Here is a 16,802-nt window from a genome sequence, read left to right on the forward strand (position 1 = left end):
TCCCTGGCGAGGGTCTGGAGAGTAAGGAACAGATCTGCATGAGCTCCACCCAGCGTTTCCGCACCTTTGGCGACCGCGTCGTCGGCCCCGGCCGGCCGGTGTACGTCACGGGTGAGATCGGCATCAACCACAACGGCGACCTCGACAACGCGCTCGCGCTCGTCGACGCCGCCGTCGAGGCGGGCTGCGACGCGGTGAAGTTCCAGAAGCGCACGCCCGAGATCTGCACCCCCCGCGACCAGTGGGACATCGAGCGCGACACCCCCTGGGGCCGGATGACGTACATCGACTACCGGCACCGGGTCGAGTTCGGCGAGGAGGAGTACCGGGCGATCGACGCGCACTGCAAGGAGCGCGGCATCCACTGGTTCGCCTCCCCCTGGGACCCCGAGGCCGTCGCCTTCCTGGAGAAGTTCGACGTGCCGGCCCACAAGGTCGCCTCCGCCTCGCTGACCGACGACGAGCTGCTGCGCGCCATGCGCGCCACCGGCCGCACGGTGGTCCTGTCCACCGGCATGTCGACCCCGAAGCAGATCCGGCACGCGGTCGAGGTACTGGGCAGTGACAACATCCTGCTCTGCCACGCCACCAGCACGTACCCGGCGAAGGCCGAGGAGCTGAACCTGCGCATGATCCACACGCTGCAGGCCGAGTTCCCGAACGTGCCGATCGGCTACTCGGGCCACGAGACGGGCCTGCAGACCTCGCTCGCCGCGGTCGCCCTGGGCGCCGTCTTCGTCGAGCGGCACATCACGCTGGACCGCGCCATGTGGGGCTCCGACCAGGCCGCCTCGGTCGAGCCGCAGGGCCTGGCGCGGCTCGTACGCGACATCCGCGTCGTCGAGGAGTCCCTGGGCGACGGCGTGAAGAAGGTCTACGACAGCGAGCTGGCGCCGATGAAGAAGCTGCGCCGGGTCAAGGGAGTCGTCGCGGAGGCCGCCGAGCCGGCCGACGGGGCGGGAGTCGAGAAGGAGCCTGTCGGCGTATGACCGGAGACGGCGCTGGCGGGACGACCGTCGCCCTGGTGGAGAGCCCGGTCCAGTTGCTGAACGTGCTGGAGTGGGCGTACCAGGGCGGCACCGTCATACCGTTGACGGTGGTCGTGCTGCCCCCCACCGAGCCGCTTTCGCGCGGCCAGTTGCGCCGGATGGCGGAGCTGGCGATGGACGACGGGCTGGACGTCCGCTGGCAGGAGGCGCGCGGCGGCGCGGGCCCGCTGCGCACCTTGACGAGCCTGGCCCGCCCGCTGCGGCGGGCGCGCCGGGTGGTGCTGGGCGACCCGTTCTCCCGGTACGTGCAGACGCTGCTGACCGTCGTCAAGGCGCGGGAGGTCGTCGTCGTGGACGACGGCACGGCGACGATGGAGTTCACGGCGCAACTGTCGCGGGGGGAGCGGTTCGTCCGCTGGCACCGCAGCGGGCGCAGCGGCGGGGCGCGGGGGATGCTCTTCGCGCCGGTCGCGACCGCGGCGCGGCGGCGGCTGACACCGGCGGGGAGCGGCGCCTCGGGTACGCGGGTGGAGGTGTTCACGTCCATGCCGGTGGTGGACCCGCCCTCCGGGCTGAAGGTGACGGCGAACGAGTTCGCCTGGACCCGCTCCCGCTTCGGCCCGCCGAGCGTCGGCACGGCGACGGACCTCGTCGGTACGTCCCTCGTGGAGACCGGCGTCGTCGACCACGACCGGTATCTGGAGGCGGTGGCGTCGCTCACCAAGGCGTACGGCGCCACGCGCTACTTCGCGCACCGCAGGGAGCGGGCCGACAAGCTGCACCGGCTCCACCTGCACACCGGTCTTGAGATCGTCCGCCCCGACCTGCCGCTGGAGATCGTCGCCCGCCGCGGCCCGATAGGCCGCACGATCGTCAGCTTCCCGTCGACGGTCGTGCACACGCTGCCGCTGGCGCTGGCCGGTACGGGCGTGAAGGTGGCGGTCTGCGAGGTGGACCCGAGCTGGCTGACGGAGACGGCGTCGCCGCGGGCGCAGGGCTTCCTGTCGTCGGTGGCGGGGGCGGCCCGGGAGCGGCGCGGGGTCGACGGGCTGCCGGTGGGTCCTGCGACGGCGACGGGGTGGTCGGGGGCGCCGGCGGCGTCGGTGTGAGTCGCCGTTCTCCGTCGGTGTGAGGCGCCCGTTCTACGAAGGACGGGGGAGCCGGACACGGGGGTACGGGGGAGCCGGACACGGGGGTACGGGGGGCCGGATAGGGGGTGAACGGGGGAACGGGCCGCGCGAGCGCCGGAGTGTACCCACCGCGCACGCCGGTCATGCACCCGCGGGACTGAAATTTTGTTGATCCCTTCTCGGTAGCCCCGGTGATCCCCGTACCCTTCACAGTGTGAACCGACTGATGTCCCGTGACGCAGAGCCCGAGTCCGGCCCCGACGCGCTGCTGCCCGGGGCACTCCCGGCGGCGCTGAACGCCGAACTCATCGCGTTCCGGCGGGACTTGCACATGCACCCGGAGCTGGGCAACCAGGAGTTCCGTACCACTGCCGCGATCAAGGAGCGGCTGGAGGCGGAGGGCCTCGCGCCGCGCGTACTCCCCGCGGGCACCGGGCTGATCTGTGACATCGGTGTCGAGGAGGGCGGGACGCCGCCCGGCCCGATGCTGGCGCTGCGCGCGGACATCGACGCGCTGCCGATCCCGGACACCAAGACGGTCCCGTACCGCTCCGCCGTCCCGGACCGCGCCCACGCCTGCGGCCACGACGTGCACACGGTGGTCGTCCTCGGCGCGGGCATCGTCCTCGCCGCACTGGCCCGCGAGGGCATGCTGCCGCATCCCGTACGGCTGATCTTCCAGCCGGCGGAGGAAGTGCTGCCCGGCGGCGCCACCGACGCGATCGAGGCCGGGGTGCTCGACGGGGTGGGCCGGATCATCGGGGTGCACTGCGACCCGCGGGTGGACGTGGGCAGGATCGGCCTGCGCCAGGGGGCCATCACGTCCGCGTGCGACCGCCTGGAGATCTCCCTCGACGGCCCCGGCGGCCACACCGCGCGCCCGCACCTGACCACCGACCTGGTCACGGCGGCCGCCCGGGTGGCCACCGACGTCCCGGCCCTGCTCGGCCGCCGGGTGGACGCGCGCGCGGGCCTGGCGGTCACGTTCGGCCGCCTCCACGTGGGCCACGCCTGCAACGTGGTGCCGCAGCACGCGGAGCTGTCGGGCACGGTGCGCTGCCTGGACCTGGACACGTGGCGCCGCGCGCCGGACCTGCTGCACGCGGCGGTCGACGAGGTCGCGTCGATGCACCGGGCGAAGTCGGCGATCACGTACGTCCGCGGCGTCCCGCCGGTGGTCAACGAGCCGGCGACGACGGCGCTGCTGGCCAATGCGATGACGGCGCGGCGGGGAGCGGAGTCGGTGGAGACGACGGAACAGAGCCTGGGCGGGGAGGACTTCTCCTGGTACCTGGAGCACGTCCCGGGGGCGCTGGCGCGGCTGGGCGTGCGGACGGTGGGGGAGACGGGGCTGCCGCGGGATCTGCACCAGGGGGACTTCGACGTGGACGAGGGCGCGATCCGGGTGGGAGTCGAACTCTTCACGGCGGCGGCGCTGCTGGGCGCCGGGCCTGCGGCCTAGCGTCACCCTCTTCACCCTCGTCACGTGAGTGATCAGTTGGACACTTGCGCCGCTATTGTCGGACCGATTGACTACGGTGAGTGGTTGATTGAGTTCGGTGCGTAGGGGGTCTGGCAGGTGAGCCGACGGAACGCGGCGGGAGAGGGCGGGGTCACGACCGCCATGATGTTCGGGGATGTGCTGAAGCACTTCCGCGAGCGGGCGGGACTGAAGCAGGCGGATTTGGCGCGGCAGATTCCGTGCGACAGGTCGTATGTGGCGAGGGTGGAGACGGGGCGGAGCGTCCCGCCGGATGTGTTTGTGGAGAAGTGCGACGAGATCCTGGATACGGGTGGGCTGTTGATCGCGCTGTGGGGGAGGGTGCACTGGTATCCGGATGTGGGGCATCCGGATTGGTTCGAGCACAGGGCGCAGATGGACGCGGAGTGCGTGGCGATGCGGCAGTATCAGCGGCATGTGGTCCCCGGTCTACTCCAGACGGAGAACTACGCCCGCGCCTTGTTCACTACCGAGCCGAACAAGGACGAGGTCGAAGACCGAGTACGTGCCAGGCTCAGTCGCCAGCAGCGGTTTTTCTCCCCCAAGGAGCCACCGCTGTACGTGGGTCTGCTGGAGGAGAGTTGCCTGCGTACGGTGATCGGTGGGGCCGAGGTCATGCGCGAGCAGTGCGCACACCTGCTCGCGGCGGGGGAGCGGGACAACATCCGCATCCAGATCGTCCCGGCCGACAGGGCGGGCATCTTCCGCCCCACGACGCCGATGTCCCTCATCACCATGCCCGAAGGGGATGACTGGATCTACTGGGAGTCACTGGATCGTGGACATGTGACCGACGCTCCGGCGGTCTATACCCGCCACGCGCAGACCTATGATGTGCTCAGAGCCGATGCTCTGTCAGCTCACGAATCCGCCGCTCTGATCGGCGAGTTCATGAAGGGATACCGGCAGCATGGCCATCACCTGGCGCAAGAGCAGTTACAGCGAGTCGAACGGCGGCAACTGCATCGAAGTGGCCGCGGAATGGCGCACGAGCAGCTACAGCGAATCCAACGGCGGGGACTGCGTCGAGGTGAAGACAACCCCGACGGCGATCCCGGTGCGTGACTCCAAGGACCCCGAGGGCCCGCAACTCGCCTTCACCCCCGCCGCCTGGACGGCGTTCCTCGCCTCCGTCAAGGCAGGCGAACTCTCCGCCTGACCCATTGCGGTTCCGACGCCGCCCGCACCGTTCGCCAACGGCGACGGGGGTGGCGGCGAGGGGAGTAGCCGTGTCGTGAAGGCTCCCCCCGGGCCACCCCACTCCTGATGATGCGGGCCTCCGTCCGGTGTCAAGGGCGCTCCCTCCGCTTCGCTCCGGGAACGTCGCTTCGCGATGGGGCTTCGCCCCACCCTTGACACCGGACTCCGGCCCGAAAGACCGGCGGCTATGGGTGGCCCGGAGGGAGCGGGCGCCCTCGACCGCCACTACGTATGCCGTACCCGGCGGACGGGGCAGCCGCCGGACGCCGGGGCTGCCCCGATCGCCGACGTCCCCGGCCGACGTGAGGCGGCGGCCGGGGCTGGGCTGGCCTGTTCGCGGGTGTCAGCGGTGGACGGGGGCCGGGACACGGGGAGTTGAGCCGGCCCCGATCGCGGACGCCCCCCGCCAGACGGGGGCCGGGCCGCCGGAGGCAAGTCTGCCCGCATCGCGTACGCCCTGGCCATCCGGCCCGCGCGGAATGCGTGCCGCGGGGACGAACTCGCGGTAACCATCCCTCAAACCTGCCCAAAACGCCCACCGGGGCCGACTTTCGCGCACCGGGACACGCCAACGGCCGCCCAGGCAGCTCCGAATGAACGCGACCGGGAGGAACTCGCGACAGCCCGCCTCTAAAACCGCCTTAAATCGCCCACCGGGCCAGACTTTTGCCCACCCGCGCGCACTCACAGGGCGCGGACAGGCCGGCCGCGCCGCAGGCGACTCTCCATGCAGGAACTGGCGCCAAACTCGCGGCAACCTCGACCGCAAATTGGGGCAACTCACCCCGGCAGCCCGCCTTTCGCCCATCGACGCGCACGCGGCCGATTCCGGGACCGGTTACCGCCGTTCGGGACGCCCGGGCGGAGGAATTGGGTCGTAACTCGCACTAACACCCACGGATCCGGGCCGAATCGGGCCCCGGAACCCGAGTTTCGCCCCGCGGCACGCGCCCAGCGCCCAGGTCGAGTCCGAACAACGCCCACTCCGGCGCCGCACCTGGCGCCCGCACGCGGCTCCTCCGCGACGCGGCAAACCCGCCTCCGGCCTCGGCCCACGTCGACCGGGGGCACCGGCGACCGGGGAAGCCCGGCGCCCGGCGGCCCGCCCCCGTCCGCCGGGGGGGGGCGTCCGCACCGGAGCGCACCGGCCCCGAGGTCCGCCCCGCTCCGGCGTGACATCCGCGATCGGCCAGCCCCGCCTCCGCCTTCGGCCCACGTCGTCCGGGGGCATCGGCGCTCGGGGAAGACCCGGAGCGCGGCGGCCTGCCCAAGTCGTCGGGGCACAGCGGTGATCGGGGCAGGCCCGGCGTCCGGTGGCCCACCCCCGTCGTCCGGGGCCATCGGCAATCAGGGGTACCCCCGGCTCCCGGTGGCCCGCTGCCCCGTCCGCCGGGTACGGCATACGTAGTGGCGGTCGAGGGCGCCCGCTCCCTCCGGGCCACCCATAGCCGCCGGTCTTTCGGGCCGGAGTCCGGTGTCAAGGGTGGGGCGAAGCCCCATCGCGCAGCGACGTTCCCGGAGCGAAGCGGAGGGAGCGCCCTTGACACCGGACGGAGGCCCGCATCATCAGGAGTGGGGTGGCCCGGGGGGAGCCTTCACGACACGGCTACTCCCTTCGCCGCTCCCCCGTACATCGGCTCCCCCAACGAAGCACCGCCGGCCCGACGCCGTACCCCCGCACCCGGCCCGCACAGCCACGACGTACCAGCTCAACGCCCTGCCGCCCCCGCGCTGTCAGACCAGCCGCATACCCTTGGGCGGGTGTGAGGGGAAAAGGCGGGCGACGCCGAGACGGGGGCCGTGGGCGAACCGCGCCGGCCCCCGGGCCGCCGACCCCGCCCCGGGACCACCGACCCGGCCCCCGGGCCGCCGACCCCGCCCCCCCGGATCACCCACCCACCCGCACCGAAAACGCCCCCGCCTTCGCCGCCAGCACCGCCGCCGTTGCCGCCCGTTCCGGGAGTTGCGGGTCCGGAGCGGCTCGTAGCAGCACTACGTGGTGGTACACCGGCGCCGTCGCGGCCATCAGCACCGCCCTGGCATCCGTCCGTCCCGCCGGGAGTTCACCCCGGTCGGCCGCCCGGGTCACCACGATCTCGCACTGCGCGTACCGCTCATCCCACAACCGCGACTGCGCCCGCGCGGCCCGTTCGGAGTGGAACGAGGCGGCCATCAGGGCGACGGCGAACGACGGCCGCACGACCAGCGACTCCTGGATCTCCTCGTTCAGCGCCGTCAGGTCGCCCCGCAGGGAGCCGGTGTCCGGTGGGCGCCAGTCGATCTCCCCGGCCGCGTCGATGACGTCGACCAGCAGGCCGCCCACGTCGCGCCAGCGCCGGTAGACCGTCGCGCGGTGGACGCCCGCGCGGGTGGCGACCCCTTCCATCGTGAGTCCTTCGTGGCCGCCTTCTGCGAGTTCGGCGCGTACCGCGGCGAGGACCTGGGCGCGGATGCGGGCGGTGCGACCGCCGGGGCGGCGGTCCGGTGTCGTGGCCGTGGGGTCTGTCATCAGGGGTCCAGAATCCGGTTGATCGGCGTGCCGGGGATGCGTGACCATCTTAAAGCTACAGTTGTCGCACTAGTACGGTACCGCCGCCCGAGAGGAACCGCCTCCCCATGCCACCCGTCCCCGCCGACCCCACCCTCCTGCACCCGATGCCCGAGCATCCGCGCGTCGTTCTCCTCAGACCCCTGCTGACCTCACCCCTGATCGAGGCCGGCGACTTCTCGTACTACGACGACCCCGACGATCCGACCGCGTTCGAGACGTGCAACGTGCTGTATCACTACGGGCCCGAGCGGCTGGTCATCGGCAAGTACTGCGCGCTGGGGACCGGCACGCGGTTCCTCATGAACGGCGCCAACCACCGCATGGACGGCCCGTCCACGTTCCCCTTCCCCACCATGGGCGGCTCCTGGGCCGACCACTTCGACCTGATCACCGGCCTGCCGGGCCGGGGCGACACCGTCGTCGGCAACGACGTGTGGTTCGGCCACGGCGCCACGGTCATGCCCGGCGTACGGATCGGCCACGGGGCGATCATCGCCGCCGGTGCCGTCGTCACCGGCGACGTTCCCGACTACGGCATCGTCGGCGGCAACCCGGCCCGTCTCATCCGCACGCGCTACGAGGCGGCGGACGTCGCCCGGCTCCTCGCGGTGGCGTGGTGGGACTGGCCCGTGGAGCACATCACCGAGCACGTACGGACGATCATGTCGGGTACGGTCACCGACCTGGAGGACGCCGCCCCGTAGACCGCGCAGACCGACCGGGCTCCGGCATCGCGCCCACAGCACACACCGCCGCACGCCGTGCACATACGGAAGTTGCCGGGTGCCGACGCGTACACGGAGAAGTTCGCGCGGTGGCTGGCGGAGTGCGGGGCGACGACCACGGACGTGGACGCCTTCTCCGGGCGGCCCGGCCACGCCCTCGCCCTGATCCCGCGGGCGATGCAGCCGCACGCCGACCGGGTCGACACGTCCACGGTGACCTTCGTCGGCCCCTGCTTCGACACCCGTACGGACACGGAGGGCTGGACCCGTCCGCCCGGCGCGGACCGGGTGCTGCTGGTCTCGCTGGGCTCCGCGTACACGCGCCAACCGGAGTTCTACCGCCAGTGCGTCGCCGCCTTCGGCGACCTGCCCGGCTGGCACGTGGTCCTCCAGATCGGCAGGCACACCGACCCGGGCGAACTCGGCGCCGTCCCGCCCTCCGTCGAGGTACGCACCTGGGTCCCGCAGCGGGCGATCCTGGAACAGGCCGACGCCTTCGTCACCCACGCCGGCATGGGCGGCTGCGGCGAAGGACTCATGGCCGGCGTCCCCATGATCGCCGTACCGCAGGGCGCCGAACAGTTCATGAACGCCGACCGGCTGGTGGAACTGGGCATCGCCCGCCGCGTGGACACAGCAGACGCCACCGCCGCAACCCTGCGCACGGCGCTGACCGACCTGCTGGCGGACCCGGACCGCGCGGCCCGCTCCCGTCACTTGCAGACCGCAGCCCGCACCGAAGGCGGCACCTCCCGCGCCGCCGATCTCATCGAGAACCTCCTCCCCACACCCTGACCACGGCTCACCGTGCCGGGTGTCAGAAGAGATCCGAGGTGGCGGAGCATCGCCCCGAGATAGTAGCCATGGATATAGTCGCCATGTACTCTATCGGTATGAGTGAAGGTCCATCCGGTCCCACGCCCGGTTTCCTGGTCTGGCGGCTCGCCAACAAGTGGCGCGTCGCCGTCGACCGCGCGCTGGCTCCGCTGGACCTCACCCACGCCAAGTACGCGCTCGTCGGCTCCCTCTACGGCATGCAGCACGCCGGCGAGCGGCCCAGTCAGCGGCAACTCGCCGACCACACCGGCATGGAGGCGCTGTACGTCTCCAAGCTGGCGCGCGCCCTCGAAGCCGACGGGGTGATCGAGCGCACCCGTGATCCCCGCGATCCCCGTGCCATGCGGCTCGCCCTCACCGAGTCCGGTCTCGCCGTGACACGGGAGGCCGTCGTGGTGGTCCGGGAGCTGGTCCATCAGTTGCTGGAGCCGCTCGGCGGTCTCGACACCCCGCGGACCCGCGCGTTCACCGACGAGCTGCTGACCCTGCTCGACGTACCTCTCGCCCCCCTCCTGCCGAACGACCCGACGACCCAGGGGACATCACCGTGACCACCACCGCACCCGTCGCCGACGCCCGTGCCCTCGCCCTGGCCCACTACGCCGCCCGCGGGGTCCTGGAGCACGTCCTCGCCCGCCACGGCGTCACGTTCCAGCAGCAGATCGCGCTGCGCGCCGCCGTCACCGCCGACGCCCCGCAGACCGCGGACGACCTCGTCGCCCAGGTCCGTGGTTCCCTCAAGGCCGACCCGGCCGACATCCGCGCCACGCTCGACGAACTGCTGGCCAGGGAACTGCTCGTCGCCGATGCCGCCCGCTTCCGCCCCACCGACGCCGCGCGCGAGTTGCTCGCCGCCGTCGCCGCGGAGACCGCCCCCTACTCCGCGCGCATCTGGGGTGGCATCGCCGCCGAGGACCTTGCCGCCGCCGGCCGGGTCCTCGCCCTCGTCAACGAGCGCGCCAACGCCGAGCTCGCGGCCCTCAGCGACTCACCCCGCTGAACGCCGAGGCCGCAGCACCCGACGACCCACGGCACGCACGGACCAGCCCACCGCTTCCCTAAAACGCGTTCACCGGCTCGTACGTCCCCCACACCTCCCGCAGCGCCTCGCACACCTCTCCCACCGTCGCCCGCGCCGCCAGCGCCGTCTTCATCGGATACAGCACGTTCCCCGTCCCCTCCGCCGCCGTCCGCAGCTCCGCCAGCGCCGCCGCCACCGCGCCCCCGTCGCGGGCGGCTCGCAGCCGGGCCAGCCGCTCCACCTGCCGGGCCTCGATCGCCGGGTCGACGCGCAGCGGCTCGTACGGCTCCTCCTGCGCCAACTGGTAGCGGTTGACGCCCACCACGACCCGTTCGCCTGCCTCCGTCTCCTGCGCGATCCGGTACGCGCTCCGCTCGATCTCGCCCTTCTGGAAGCCGTTCTCGATCGCGCTGACCGCGCCGCCCTGGTCCTCGACCCGCTGCATCAGGTCCACCGCCGCCGCCTCCAGGTCGTCGGTCATCGTCTCCACCACGTACGACCCGGCGAAGGGGTCGACCGTCGCGGTCACGTCCGTCTCGTACGCCAGCACCTGCTGCGTGCGCAGCGCGAGCCGCGCCGCCTTGTCGGTGGGGAGCGCGATGGCCTCGTCGAAGGAGTTGGTGTGCAGCGACTGCGTGCCGCCCAGGACCGCCGCCAGGGCCTGGACCGTGACGCGCGCGAGGTTCACCTCGGGCTGCTGGGCGGTGAGCTGGACGCCCGCGGTCTGGGTGTGGAAGCGCAGCATCAGCGACTTGGGGTCGCGCGCGCCGAACTCCTCGCGCATCACCCGCGCCCAGATGCGGCGCGCGGCGCGGAACTTGGCGACCTCCTCCAGGATCGTGGTGCGGGAGACGAAGAAGAACGACAGCCTGGGCGCGAAGTCGTCCACGTCCATGCCCGCCGCGACGGCGGTGCGCACGTACTCGATGCCGTCGGCGAGCGTGAACGCGACCTCCTGCGCGGGCGAGGCGCCCGCCTCCGCCATGTGGTAGCCGGAGATCGAGATGGTGTTCCACTTCGGGATCTCGGCACGGCAGTACCGGAAGATGTCGGCGATCAGCCGCAGCGACGGCTTCGGCGGGAAGATGTACGTGCCGCGCGCGATGTACTCCTTGAGCACGTCGTTCTGGATCGTGCCGGTGAGCTTCGCCGCGTCCACGCCCTGTTCCTCCGCGACGAGCTGGTAGAGCAGCAGGAGCAGCGCGGCCGGGGCGTTGATCGTCATCGACGTGGACACCCGGTCCAGCGGGATGCCGTCGAAGAGCACCCGCATGTCGTCCAGCGAGTCGATGGCGACGCCGACCTTGCCGACCTCGCCGTGCGCGAGGACCGCGTCGGAGTCGTGCCCCATCTGCGTCGGCAGGTCGAAGGCGACGGACAGGCCCGTCGTGCCGTGGGCGATCAGGTCGCGGTAGCGGGCGTTGGACTCGGCGGCGGTGCCGAAGCCCGCGTACTGGCGCATCGTCCACGGCCGGCCGGTGTACATCGTGGGATAGACGCCGCGCGTGTACGGATACGCCCCCGGCTCCCCGAGCCGGACCTCGGGGCGCCAGCCGGCCAGGGCCTCGGGCCCGTACACCGGCTCGATGGGCAGCCCGGATTCCGAGTGGCGCGCCATGTGATCCCAGCCTTTCCCAGCTCTCCGTGCCCCGCACGGACCGTAGTCACGAGCGTACGCTCCGCCGGTGACAACGGGCCGGGATCTCGCGCCGCCTACCCGGCGCGCCGGTACCCCCACAGCTCCGCCAGCTCCGCGAGCCGCCCGCTCAGCCCGGCGTCGTGGTCGCCGGTGCGCGCGGGCTGGATGCGGCCCGACTTGATGTTGCTGCTCCAGTCGCCCATGTGCGGCCGGAAGGTGCCGTGGTCGTGCGCGCCGTAGTCGAGCATCCCCGGGGCCCACTCGACGCCGAGGAAGTCGCAGATGCCGCGGGTGGTCGTGGCCGGCTCGGCGGTCAGCTCCTCGTAGCGCAGTACGTGCCCGGCCGCGCCCAGTTCCGTACGGGCGGCCTCCAGGGCCTCGCCGTAGTCGAGGACCTCGGCGTGGATGGCGTCGAGGTCCGGCTCCTTGCGGCGGTTGACGAGGGAGGAGACGACGGCGCCGGGGTGGCGCAGCAGGACGAGGAAGCGGGCGTCGGGCCAGCAGTCGCTGAGGCGGTCGCGGATGAGGGCGTTGGCGGGGGTCTTGTCGACGATGACCCGCTTGCCGCTGCGCTCCAGCTCCATGTGCAGCACCCGGTCCCACAGCAGGTGTTCCAGCTCGCGGCGGTCCAGCTCCAGGCCCTCCATGGCCCTGGCGCTGTACGGGCGGGTGAGGTCGACGCGCAGCGTGCGCAGGTGCATCTCGTGCGGGGCGCGGATCTCCGGGTGGCTGTTGAGGAGTACGCGCAGCAGGGTGGAGCCGGAGCGTACGGACGACAGCACGAAGACCGGGGACCCGACGAGGCGCGGGGCGCGCGGGGCTGTGTACCCCGGCGAGACGGCGGTGCGCGCGGGTGTGTTGGTGGACCGGGGGGCGCGCCGGGGTGGGCCGAGCGCCTGTGCCATCAGCTTGCCGCGCCGCTTGAGCCCCTTGCCGACGGCGTTCATGCGCACACCCAACCCTCCTAGCGGCGATCACGGACGGTCCGGCGGCGCGCGCCGGGCCGACGGGCCATTCCAGGGGATCGTGGCAAACGCAAGGTGTCCGGCAGGCAACGGCGCGCTACGGGGTTCCGGACCGGCCGTGGCAGGGGAGAGAATCGTTCGACGTCTTGCAGGAGGGAACCGGGGGGATGGGCGAGTTGCGTCCAGCACGTGTGAGCGTTTACAGGAAACTCCATTCGATCCGCGTGGCCGTCGCGCTCGCCGCCGCCGGTGCGGCGCTCGCGGCGGGGTGTTCCGCCTCGGCGGACGCGGCCGGGGGCGGGGGCCGTTCCGCGTCGCCGTCGACGTCGAGCGCCGCGCCCACGCCGTCCGAGAAGCCCGCGGAGCCCTCGGCCACGCAGTCCGGGAAGAAGCCGGCGAAGCCGACCGAGGAGCCCGAGGCGGAGGCGTCCGCGACCAAGACGCCCACCGCGGAGCCGGCGCCCGAGGGCCCCGAGGTGCTGATGGCCGTGGGCGACGAGACCGAGCAGGTACGGGAGCTGCAGGCGCGGCTGCGCGCGGAGGGCGTCTTCGACCGGAGCCCCACCGCGTACTACGGGCCGATCACCGCCGACGCCGTCTCGGCGTTCCAGGAGGACCGCGGCCTGCCGCGCACCGGCGAGACCGACGTCGTCACCTGGGAGCGGCTGCTGGCCCGTACGGACGAGCCCACGCGCGACGAGCTGTACCCGCCGACCTCGCAGGCCATGGAGAAGCCCGACCCCCGCTGCAACGAGGGGCGGGTGCTGTGCGTGAGCAAGCGCAGCGACACCCTGCGGTGGATGAAGGACGGCGAGGTGCTGGCGGCGATGGACGTGCGCTTCGGGTCGCAGTACACGCCGACCCGCGAGGGCGTGTTCGAGGTCTTTCTCAAGAGCCGGCACCACGTCTCGACGCTCTACGACACCCCCATGCCGTATGCGATGTTCTTCAGCGGCGGCCAGGCCGTCCACTACTCCGCGGACTTCGCGGCCAACGGCTACGCCGGCGCCTCGCACGGCTGTGTGAACGTGCGCGACGAGGCGAAGATCGCGAAGCTCTTCGGGGACGTCCGGCTCGGAGACAAGGTGGTCGTCTACGGCTGAGCGCGCGCGGCGGCACGGCACCCGCGGTGCCGTACGCGCTGTACGCAGGGGCTGAGCTGTGGCTGTGACACTTTCTCCGCCGACGACGCTGTAAGTGATGTGCCGACTGGTCATCGGCCCAGCGCTCGGCCGGGGTTCCCCCCGTACCTGCGGCTCAGCGCATATGGCGCGGGCGGGTTGCGTTCCCCCAGCACCGCCCGCGCCACTCCCTCCTCCTGACGCCGCCTACGGATGCCGTACGCCGGAAGGCGTACGGCAGCGGGCGTACGGGACCTCTCAGGCGCCCAGACCCAGCTTCAACTGCTCTTCCGAGCCCTCTCCCCGCTCCGCCGCCGGCGGGCCGCTCCCGCCCGCCGCGAAGGCCGCGCGCTCCAGGCTCCGTTCCCGCCTGGCCGCGGGCGTCACCAGCCCGGCGAGCTGCCGCAGCCCGCGGTGGGCGGCGGTACGCACCGCGCCCGGCCGCTTGCCCAGCACCTCACCGGCGTCGGTGGCGCGCATCCCGGCCACCGTGCGCAGCAGCACCGCCTCCGCCTGGTCGCGGGGCAGCGTGGAGATGAGCCTGAGGACCTGCCGGGTGCCCAGCGACTCCAGCGCGTGCTCCTCGGCCGCGCGCTCCGCGGGCAGGTCGTGGACGACCTCGTCGAGCAGCACGCCCTGTGGGCGGCGGCGTTCGCGGCGCAGCAGGTCGAGCGCCCGGCGCCGGGCCACGGTGATCGTCCAGCCGCGGAACGACGGGCCGTCGCCGCGGAACTTGCCGAGGTCGCGCGCGATCACCAGCCAGGCGTCCGCGGCCACGTCCTCCGCGTCGTCGCCCACCACGCCGCGCAGATACGCGAGCAGCACCGGCTGGAGCCGCCGGTAGAGCGCGGTGAACGCCGTCTCGTCGCCGTTCTGCGCCCGGTGGACCAGTGGCTGAAGGTCCTCGTCCGCACCCTTGTGTTCCGGCGCCGCCCGTGCGGCAGCCGGTCTGTCGTAATCCCCCACCTTGTGAGCCTCATGAGATCGGCCTGCGGCACTGTGCACCGTGCCCGCGCCCCCGCGCGCTCTCCGTCAGGCCGCTGCCCCAGCCACTCCCGGAATCGAACAGATCACTGCAACAATGCCAGACATCATGGACGTTTGACGTGAGCATCCCCACATTTATCCCGTACGGGCAGGTGACCGCCACAAATATTCTCGGTCCGCTCCGGATGAAACGGGATAAAAGGGCGCCCCGGTCGGCGACTTGCCGAAGGGCGGGGTGCCGCGGCGTCAGCCGGCGGCGGACTCCTCGGGCTCCGCGGCGGTCGCGGTGGCCGTGGGCTCGGGGACCGGGGACCCCGAGACGTTGACGCCGGGATTCGACGACGGGCCCTCCTGCGGCGGCGCTTCGCTGCCGCCGTTCTCGCTGCCGCCGTCGGTGTCACCGCCGCCGGTCTCCCCGCCGGAGCCGCTGGATCCGCTGGAACCGCCCGTGCTCCCGCCCGGGTCGGTGCCCGGGTCGGTCGGCGACGGGCTCGGGCTGGTCGGCTCCTCGGAGTCGCCGCCCGTGCCGCCGGTCGCGCCGCCGGGGGTGCCCACGCTCGTGCCCAGCCGGTTCGAGCAGTACGACGCCATCGCCTCCGGCGAGCCGGCCGCCTGCTCCAGGACGCGCAGCCGCCCCTGGCCCGGCATCGGACCCGTACCGGCCTGCGCGGCCAGGTAGTCGCGGCAGAGCTGGTCGAGGACGGCGTCCGCGTCCGCCGTGTTCGGCGGCTCGTTGCCCCGTACGTCGCCGATGACGCCCCGGCCCGGCAGATCCGTGTCCGCACCGCGGCCCTGGTCCTCGGGGTCCTTGCCGTCCTTGCCGGAATCCTTGTCCTTGCCGTCCTTGTCCGACCCCTCGCCGTCCCCCGGGGCGGAGTCGTTCTCCTTCTCGCCGCCGGGGGTCTCCGCAGACGACGTGGCACCCACGCTCGGCGACCGGTTGCCCCCGGTGTCCTGGATGAACGACGGCGACGGCAGCACACCCGCGCTGGAGGCGACCGCGACCCCGCCCAGCGCACACGCCGCCACCGCGCCCACGACGCTCAGCCGCAGCGACCGCAGCCGCTGCACGACGCCGGAACGGCGCCGCCCGCGGCGCCCGTCGAACGGCGACTCGGCGGCGAACTCCGCGGCCGACGCCGGGCTCGGGCTCTCCTGCGCCGCCCGGAACGCCGCCAGCGCGGCCTGTTCGCCCGGCACCCGGCCGTTCGCGTCCGGACGACCCGACTCCGCCACCCGCGCCAGCACGGCGGCCAGCCGCTCGGCGGCGGCCCGGTCCTCCGGCGACCAGCGCTTACGCCCTCGCCGGCCGTTGCCGTCCGCGAAGTCGAGCGGCTCGCCGCGAAGCAGTCGCTCCGCGACGTCCTCATCGAGCCAGCCGTACCGGTCGTCCACCATCACATTTCCTTAAGCGTCCGCGCGGCTGATTGCGTCACACCGCCAGGCTGCTGCCCTTCCCCGGGCGGAACGTCCCCCTCTTCCTGCGGCCGCTCTATCAGCGCGGTCAACTGCTTGAGGCCGCGGTGCGCCGCCGTACGCACCGCGCCCGGGCTCTTGCCCAGGACTTCGGCGGTGCGCTTGGCGTCCAGTCCCATGATCACGCGCAGCACCACGACTTCGGCGTAGTCGCGGGGCAGCCGTGCGATGAAGGCCATCGTGCGGCCCGTACCCAGCGCCTCGATCGCCTCCTCCGCGGTGTCCGAGTCCGCGGGCCGGTCGGCGAGCTGGGTCTCGTCGCCGCCGGAGACGGGCCTGCGGGAGCGCATCCGCACGTGGTCGAGCGCGCGGTTGCGCGCTATGCGCGCGGCCCAGCCGCGGAAGCGGTCGGCGTCCCCGCTGAACGAGCCGAGGTCGCGGGCGATCTGCAGCCACGCCTCCGAGGTCACGTCCTCCGCGTCGCCGTCGCCGACGAGGCTGCGCACGTATCCGAGCAGGCGAGGGTGCACCGTCCGGAACACGATGCGGAACGCTGCCTCGTCACCACGCTGGGCAGCGTGCACCGCGCCGGACAGCGCGGCGTCTTCCGCGTATTCCCCCTGCACGGTGGTCAGTCGGTCCGTGGCGCCGGGAGACGCTGTACACGCGGATACATCTGCGGAGCACCCCCGGATCTGGGCGGACCGTCGAGCGATAGTC

14 protein-coding genes and 2 pseudogenes are annotated in these 16,802 nt (G+C 72.6%); 10 read left to right on the plus strand and 6 right to left on the minus strand.

The window, feature by feature from the left end; all coding sequences use genetic code 11:
• The first annotated feature begins 38 nt into the window (after window positions 1-38).
• From OG946_RS23260 to OG946_RS23280, 5 genes and pseudogenes are all read left to right on the plus strand, one after another.
• Window positions 39-989: an N-acetylneuraminate synthase family protein gene (locus OG946_RS23260; protein WP_326797952.1), complete on the plus strand. Its 951-nt coding sequence runs from the start codon at window positions 39-41 to the stop codon at window positions 987-989.
• A complete protein-coding gene (locus OG946_RS23265; RefSeq protein ID WP_326797953.1) occupies window positions 986-2,098 on the plus strand; it encodes a hypothetical protein in 1,113 nt (370 codons plus the stop codon). The genes OG946_RS23260 and OG946_RS23265 overlap by 4 nt, the downstream gene beginning before the upstream one ends.
• 247 nt (window positions 2,099-2,345) lie before the next feature.
• Window positions 2,346-3,581 (plus strand): amidohydrolase, encoded by a 1,236-nt coding sequence (locus OG946_RS23270; protein WP_326797954.1) that lies wholly within the window; start codon window positions 2,346-2,348, stop codon window positions 3,579-3,581.
• Between the two features lie 165 nt (window positions 3,582-3,746).
• A pseudogene (locus OG946_RS23275) lies at window positions 3,747-4,493 on the plus strand (helix-turn-helix domain-containing protein); the annotation flags it as partial.
• A gap of 37 nt (window positions 4,494-4,530) precedes the next feature.
• Entirely contained in the window at window positions 4,531-4,779 is a 249-nt protein-coding gene (locus OG946_RS23280; protein ID WP_326797955.1) for a DUF397 domain-containing protein, read from the plus strand.
• Window positions 4,780-6,708: 1,929 nt separating this feature from the next.
• On the opposite strand, the gene OG946_RS23285 is transcribed toward OG946_RS23280, so the two are convergent.
• Entirely contained in the window at window positions 6,709-7,329 is a 621-nt protein-coding gene (locus OG946_RS23285; protein ID WP_326797956.1) for a TetR/AcrR family transcriptional regulator, read from the minus strand.
• A 107-nt stretch (window positions 7,330-7,436) separates the two neighbouring features.
• On the opposite strand from OG946_RS23285, the gene OG946_RS23290 reads away from it, so the two are divergent.
• The 4 genes and pseudogenes from OG946_RS23290 (at window position 7,437) to OG946_RS23305 (ending at window position 9,933) form a co-directional block, all read left to right on the plus strand.
• Window positions 7,437-8,075: a CatB-related O-acetyltransferase gene (locus OG946_RS23290; protein WP_326797957.1), complete on the plus strand. Its 639-nt coding sequence runs from the start codon at window positions 7,437-7,439 to the stop codon at window positions 8,073-8,075.
• A 51-nt stretch (window positions 8,076-8,126) separates the two neighbouring features.
• A pseudogene (locus OG946_RS23295) lies at window positions 8,127-8,891 on the plus strand (macrolide family glycosyltransferase); the annotation flags it as partial.
• A 98-nt stretch (window positions 8,892-8,989) separates the two neighbouring features.
• Entirely contained in the window at window positions 8,990-9,484 is a 495-nt protein-coding gene (locus OG946_RS23300) for a MarR family winged helix-turn-helix transcriptional regulator (RefSeq protein WP_326797958.1), read from the plus strand.
• Window positions 9,481-9,933: a MarR family transcriptional regulator gene (locus tag OG946_RS23305; RefSeq protein ID WP_326797959.1), complete on the plus strand. Its 453-nt coding sequence runs from the start codon at window positions 9,481-9,483 to the stop codon at window positions 9,931-9,933. The genes OG946_RS23300 and OG946_RS23305 overlap by 4 nt, the downstream gene beginning before the upstream one ends.
• A 58-nt stretch (window positions 9,934-9,991) precedes the next feature.
• On the opposite strand, the gene OG946_RS23310 is transcribed toward OG946_RS23305, so the two are convergent.
• Window positions 9,992-11,572, minus strand: coding sequence for an acyl-CoA mutase large subunit family protein (locus OG946_RS23310; protein ID WP_326797960.1), 1,581 nt, complete (start codon window positions 11,570-11,572; stop codon window positions 9,992-9,994).
• 95 nt (window positions 11,573-11,667) lie between these two features.
• Complete coding sequence (locus OG946_RS23315; protein WP_326800345.1) at window positions 11,668-12,540, minus strand: sulfotransferase family protein; 873 nt, start codon at window positions 12,538-12,540, stop codon at window positions 11,668-11,670.
• A 242-nt stretch (window positions 12,541-12,782) separates the two neighbouring features.
• On the opposite strand from OG946_RS23315, the gene OG946_RS23320 reads away from it, so the two are divergent.
• Window positions 12,783-13,661, plus strand: a complete 879-nt coding sequence (locus OG946_RS23320) for a L,D-transpeptidase family protein (protein WP_326797961.1) — start codon at window positions 12,783-12,785, stop codon at window positions 13,659-13,661.
• Between the two features lie 276 nt (window positions 13,662-13,937).
• Here the strand turns inward: OG946_RS23320 and OG946_RS23325 are convergent, their stop codons facing one another.
• From OG946_RS23325 to OG946_RS23335, 3 genes are all read right to left on the minus strand, one after another.
• Window positions 13,938-14,645, minus strand: a complete 708-nt coding sequence (locus tag OG946_RS23325) for an RNA polymerase sigma factor (protein WP_326797962.1) — start codon at window positions 14,643-14,645, stop codon at window positions 13,938-13,940.
• Window positions 14,646-14,912: 267 nt separating this feature from the next.
• Window positions 14,913-16,064: a hypothetical protein gene (locus tag OG946_RS23330; RefSeq protein ID WP_326797963.1), complete on the minus strand. Its 1,152-nt coding sequence runs from the start codon at window positions 16,062-16,064 to the stop codon at window positions 14,913-14,915.
• The gene (locus OG946_RS23335; protein ID WP_047017683.1) at window positions 16,064-16,708 is read right to left on the minus strand and encodes an RNA polymerase sigma factor; all 645 of its coding nucleotides are present in this window, start codon (window positions 16,706-16,708) and stop codon (window positions 16,064-16,066) included. The genes OG946_RS23330 and OG946_RS23335 overlap by 1 nt, the downstream gene beginning before the upstream one ends.
• Window positions 16,709-16,802 lie beyond the last annotated feature (94 nt).

The organism is Streptomyces sp. NBC_01808, from assembly GCF_035917395.1.
GTDB lineage: Bacteria > Actinomycetota > Actinomycetes > Streptomycetales > Streptomycetaceae > Streptomyces.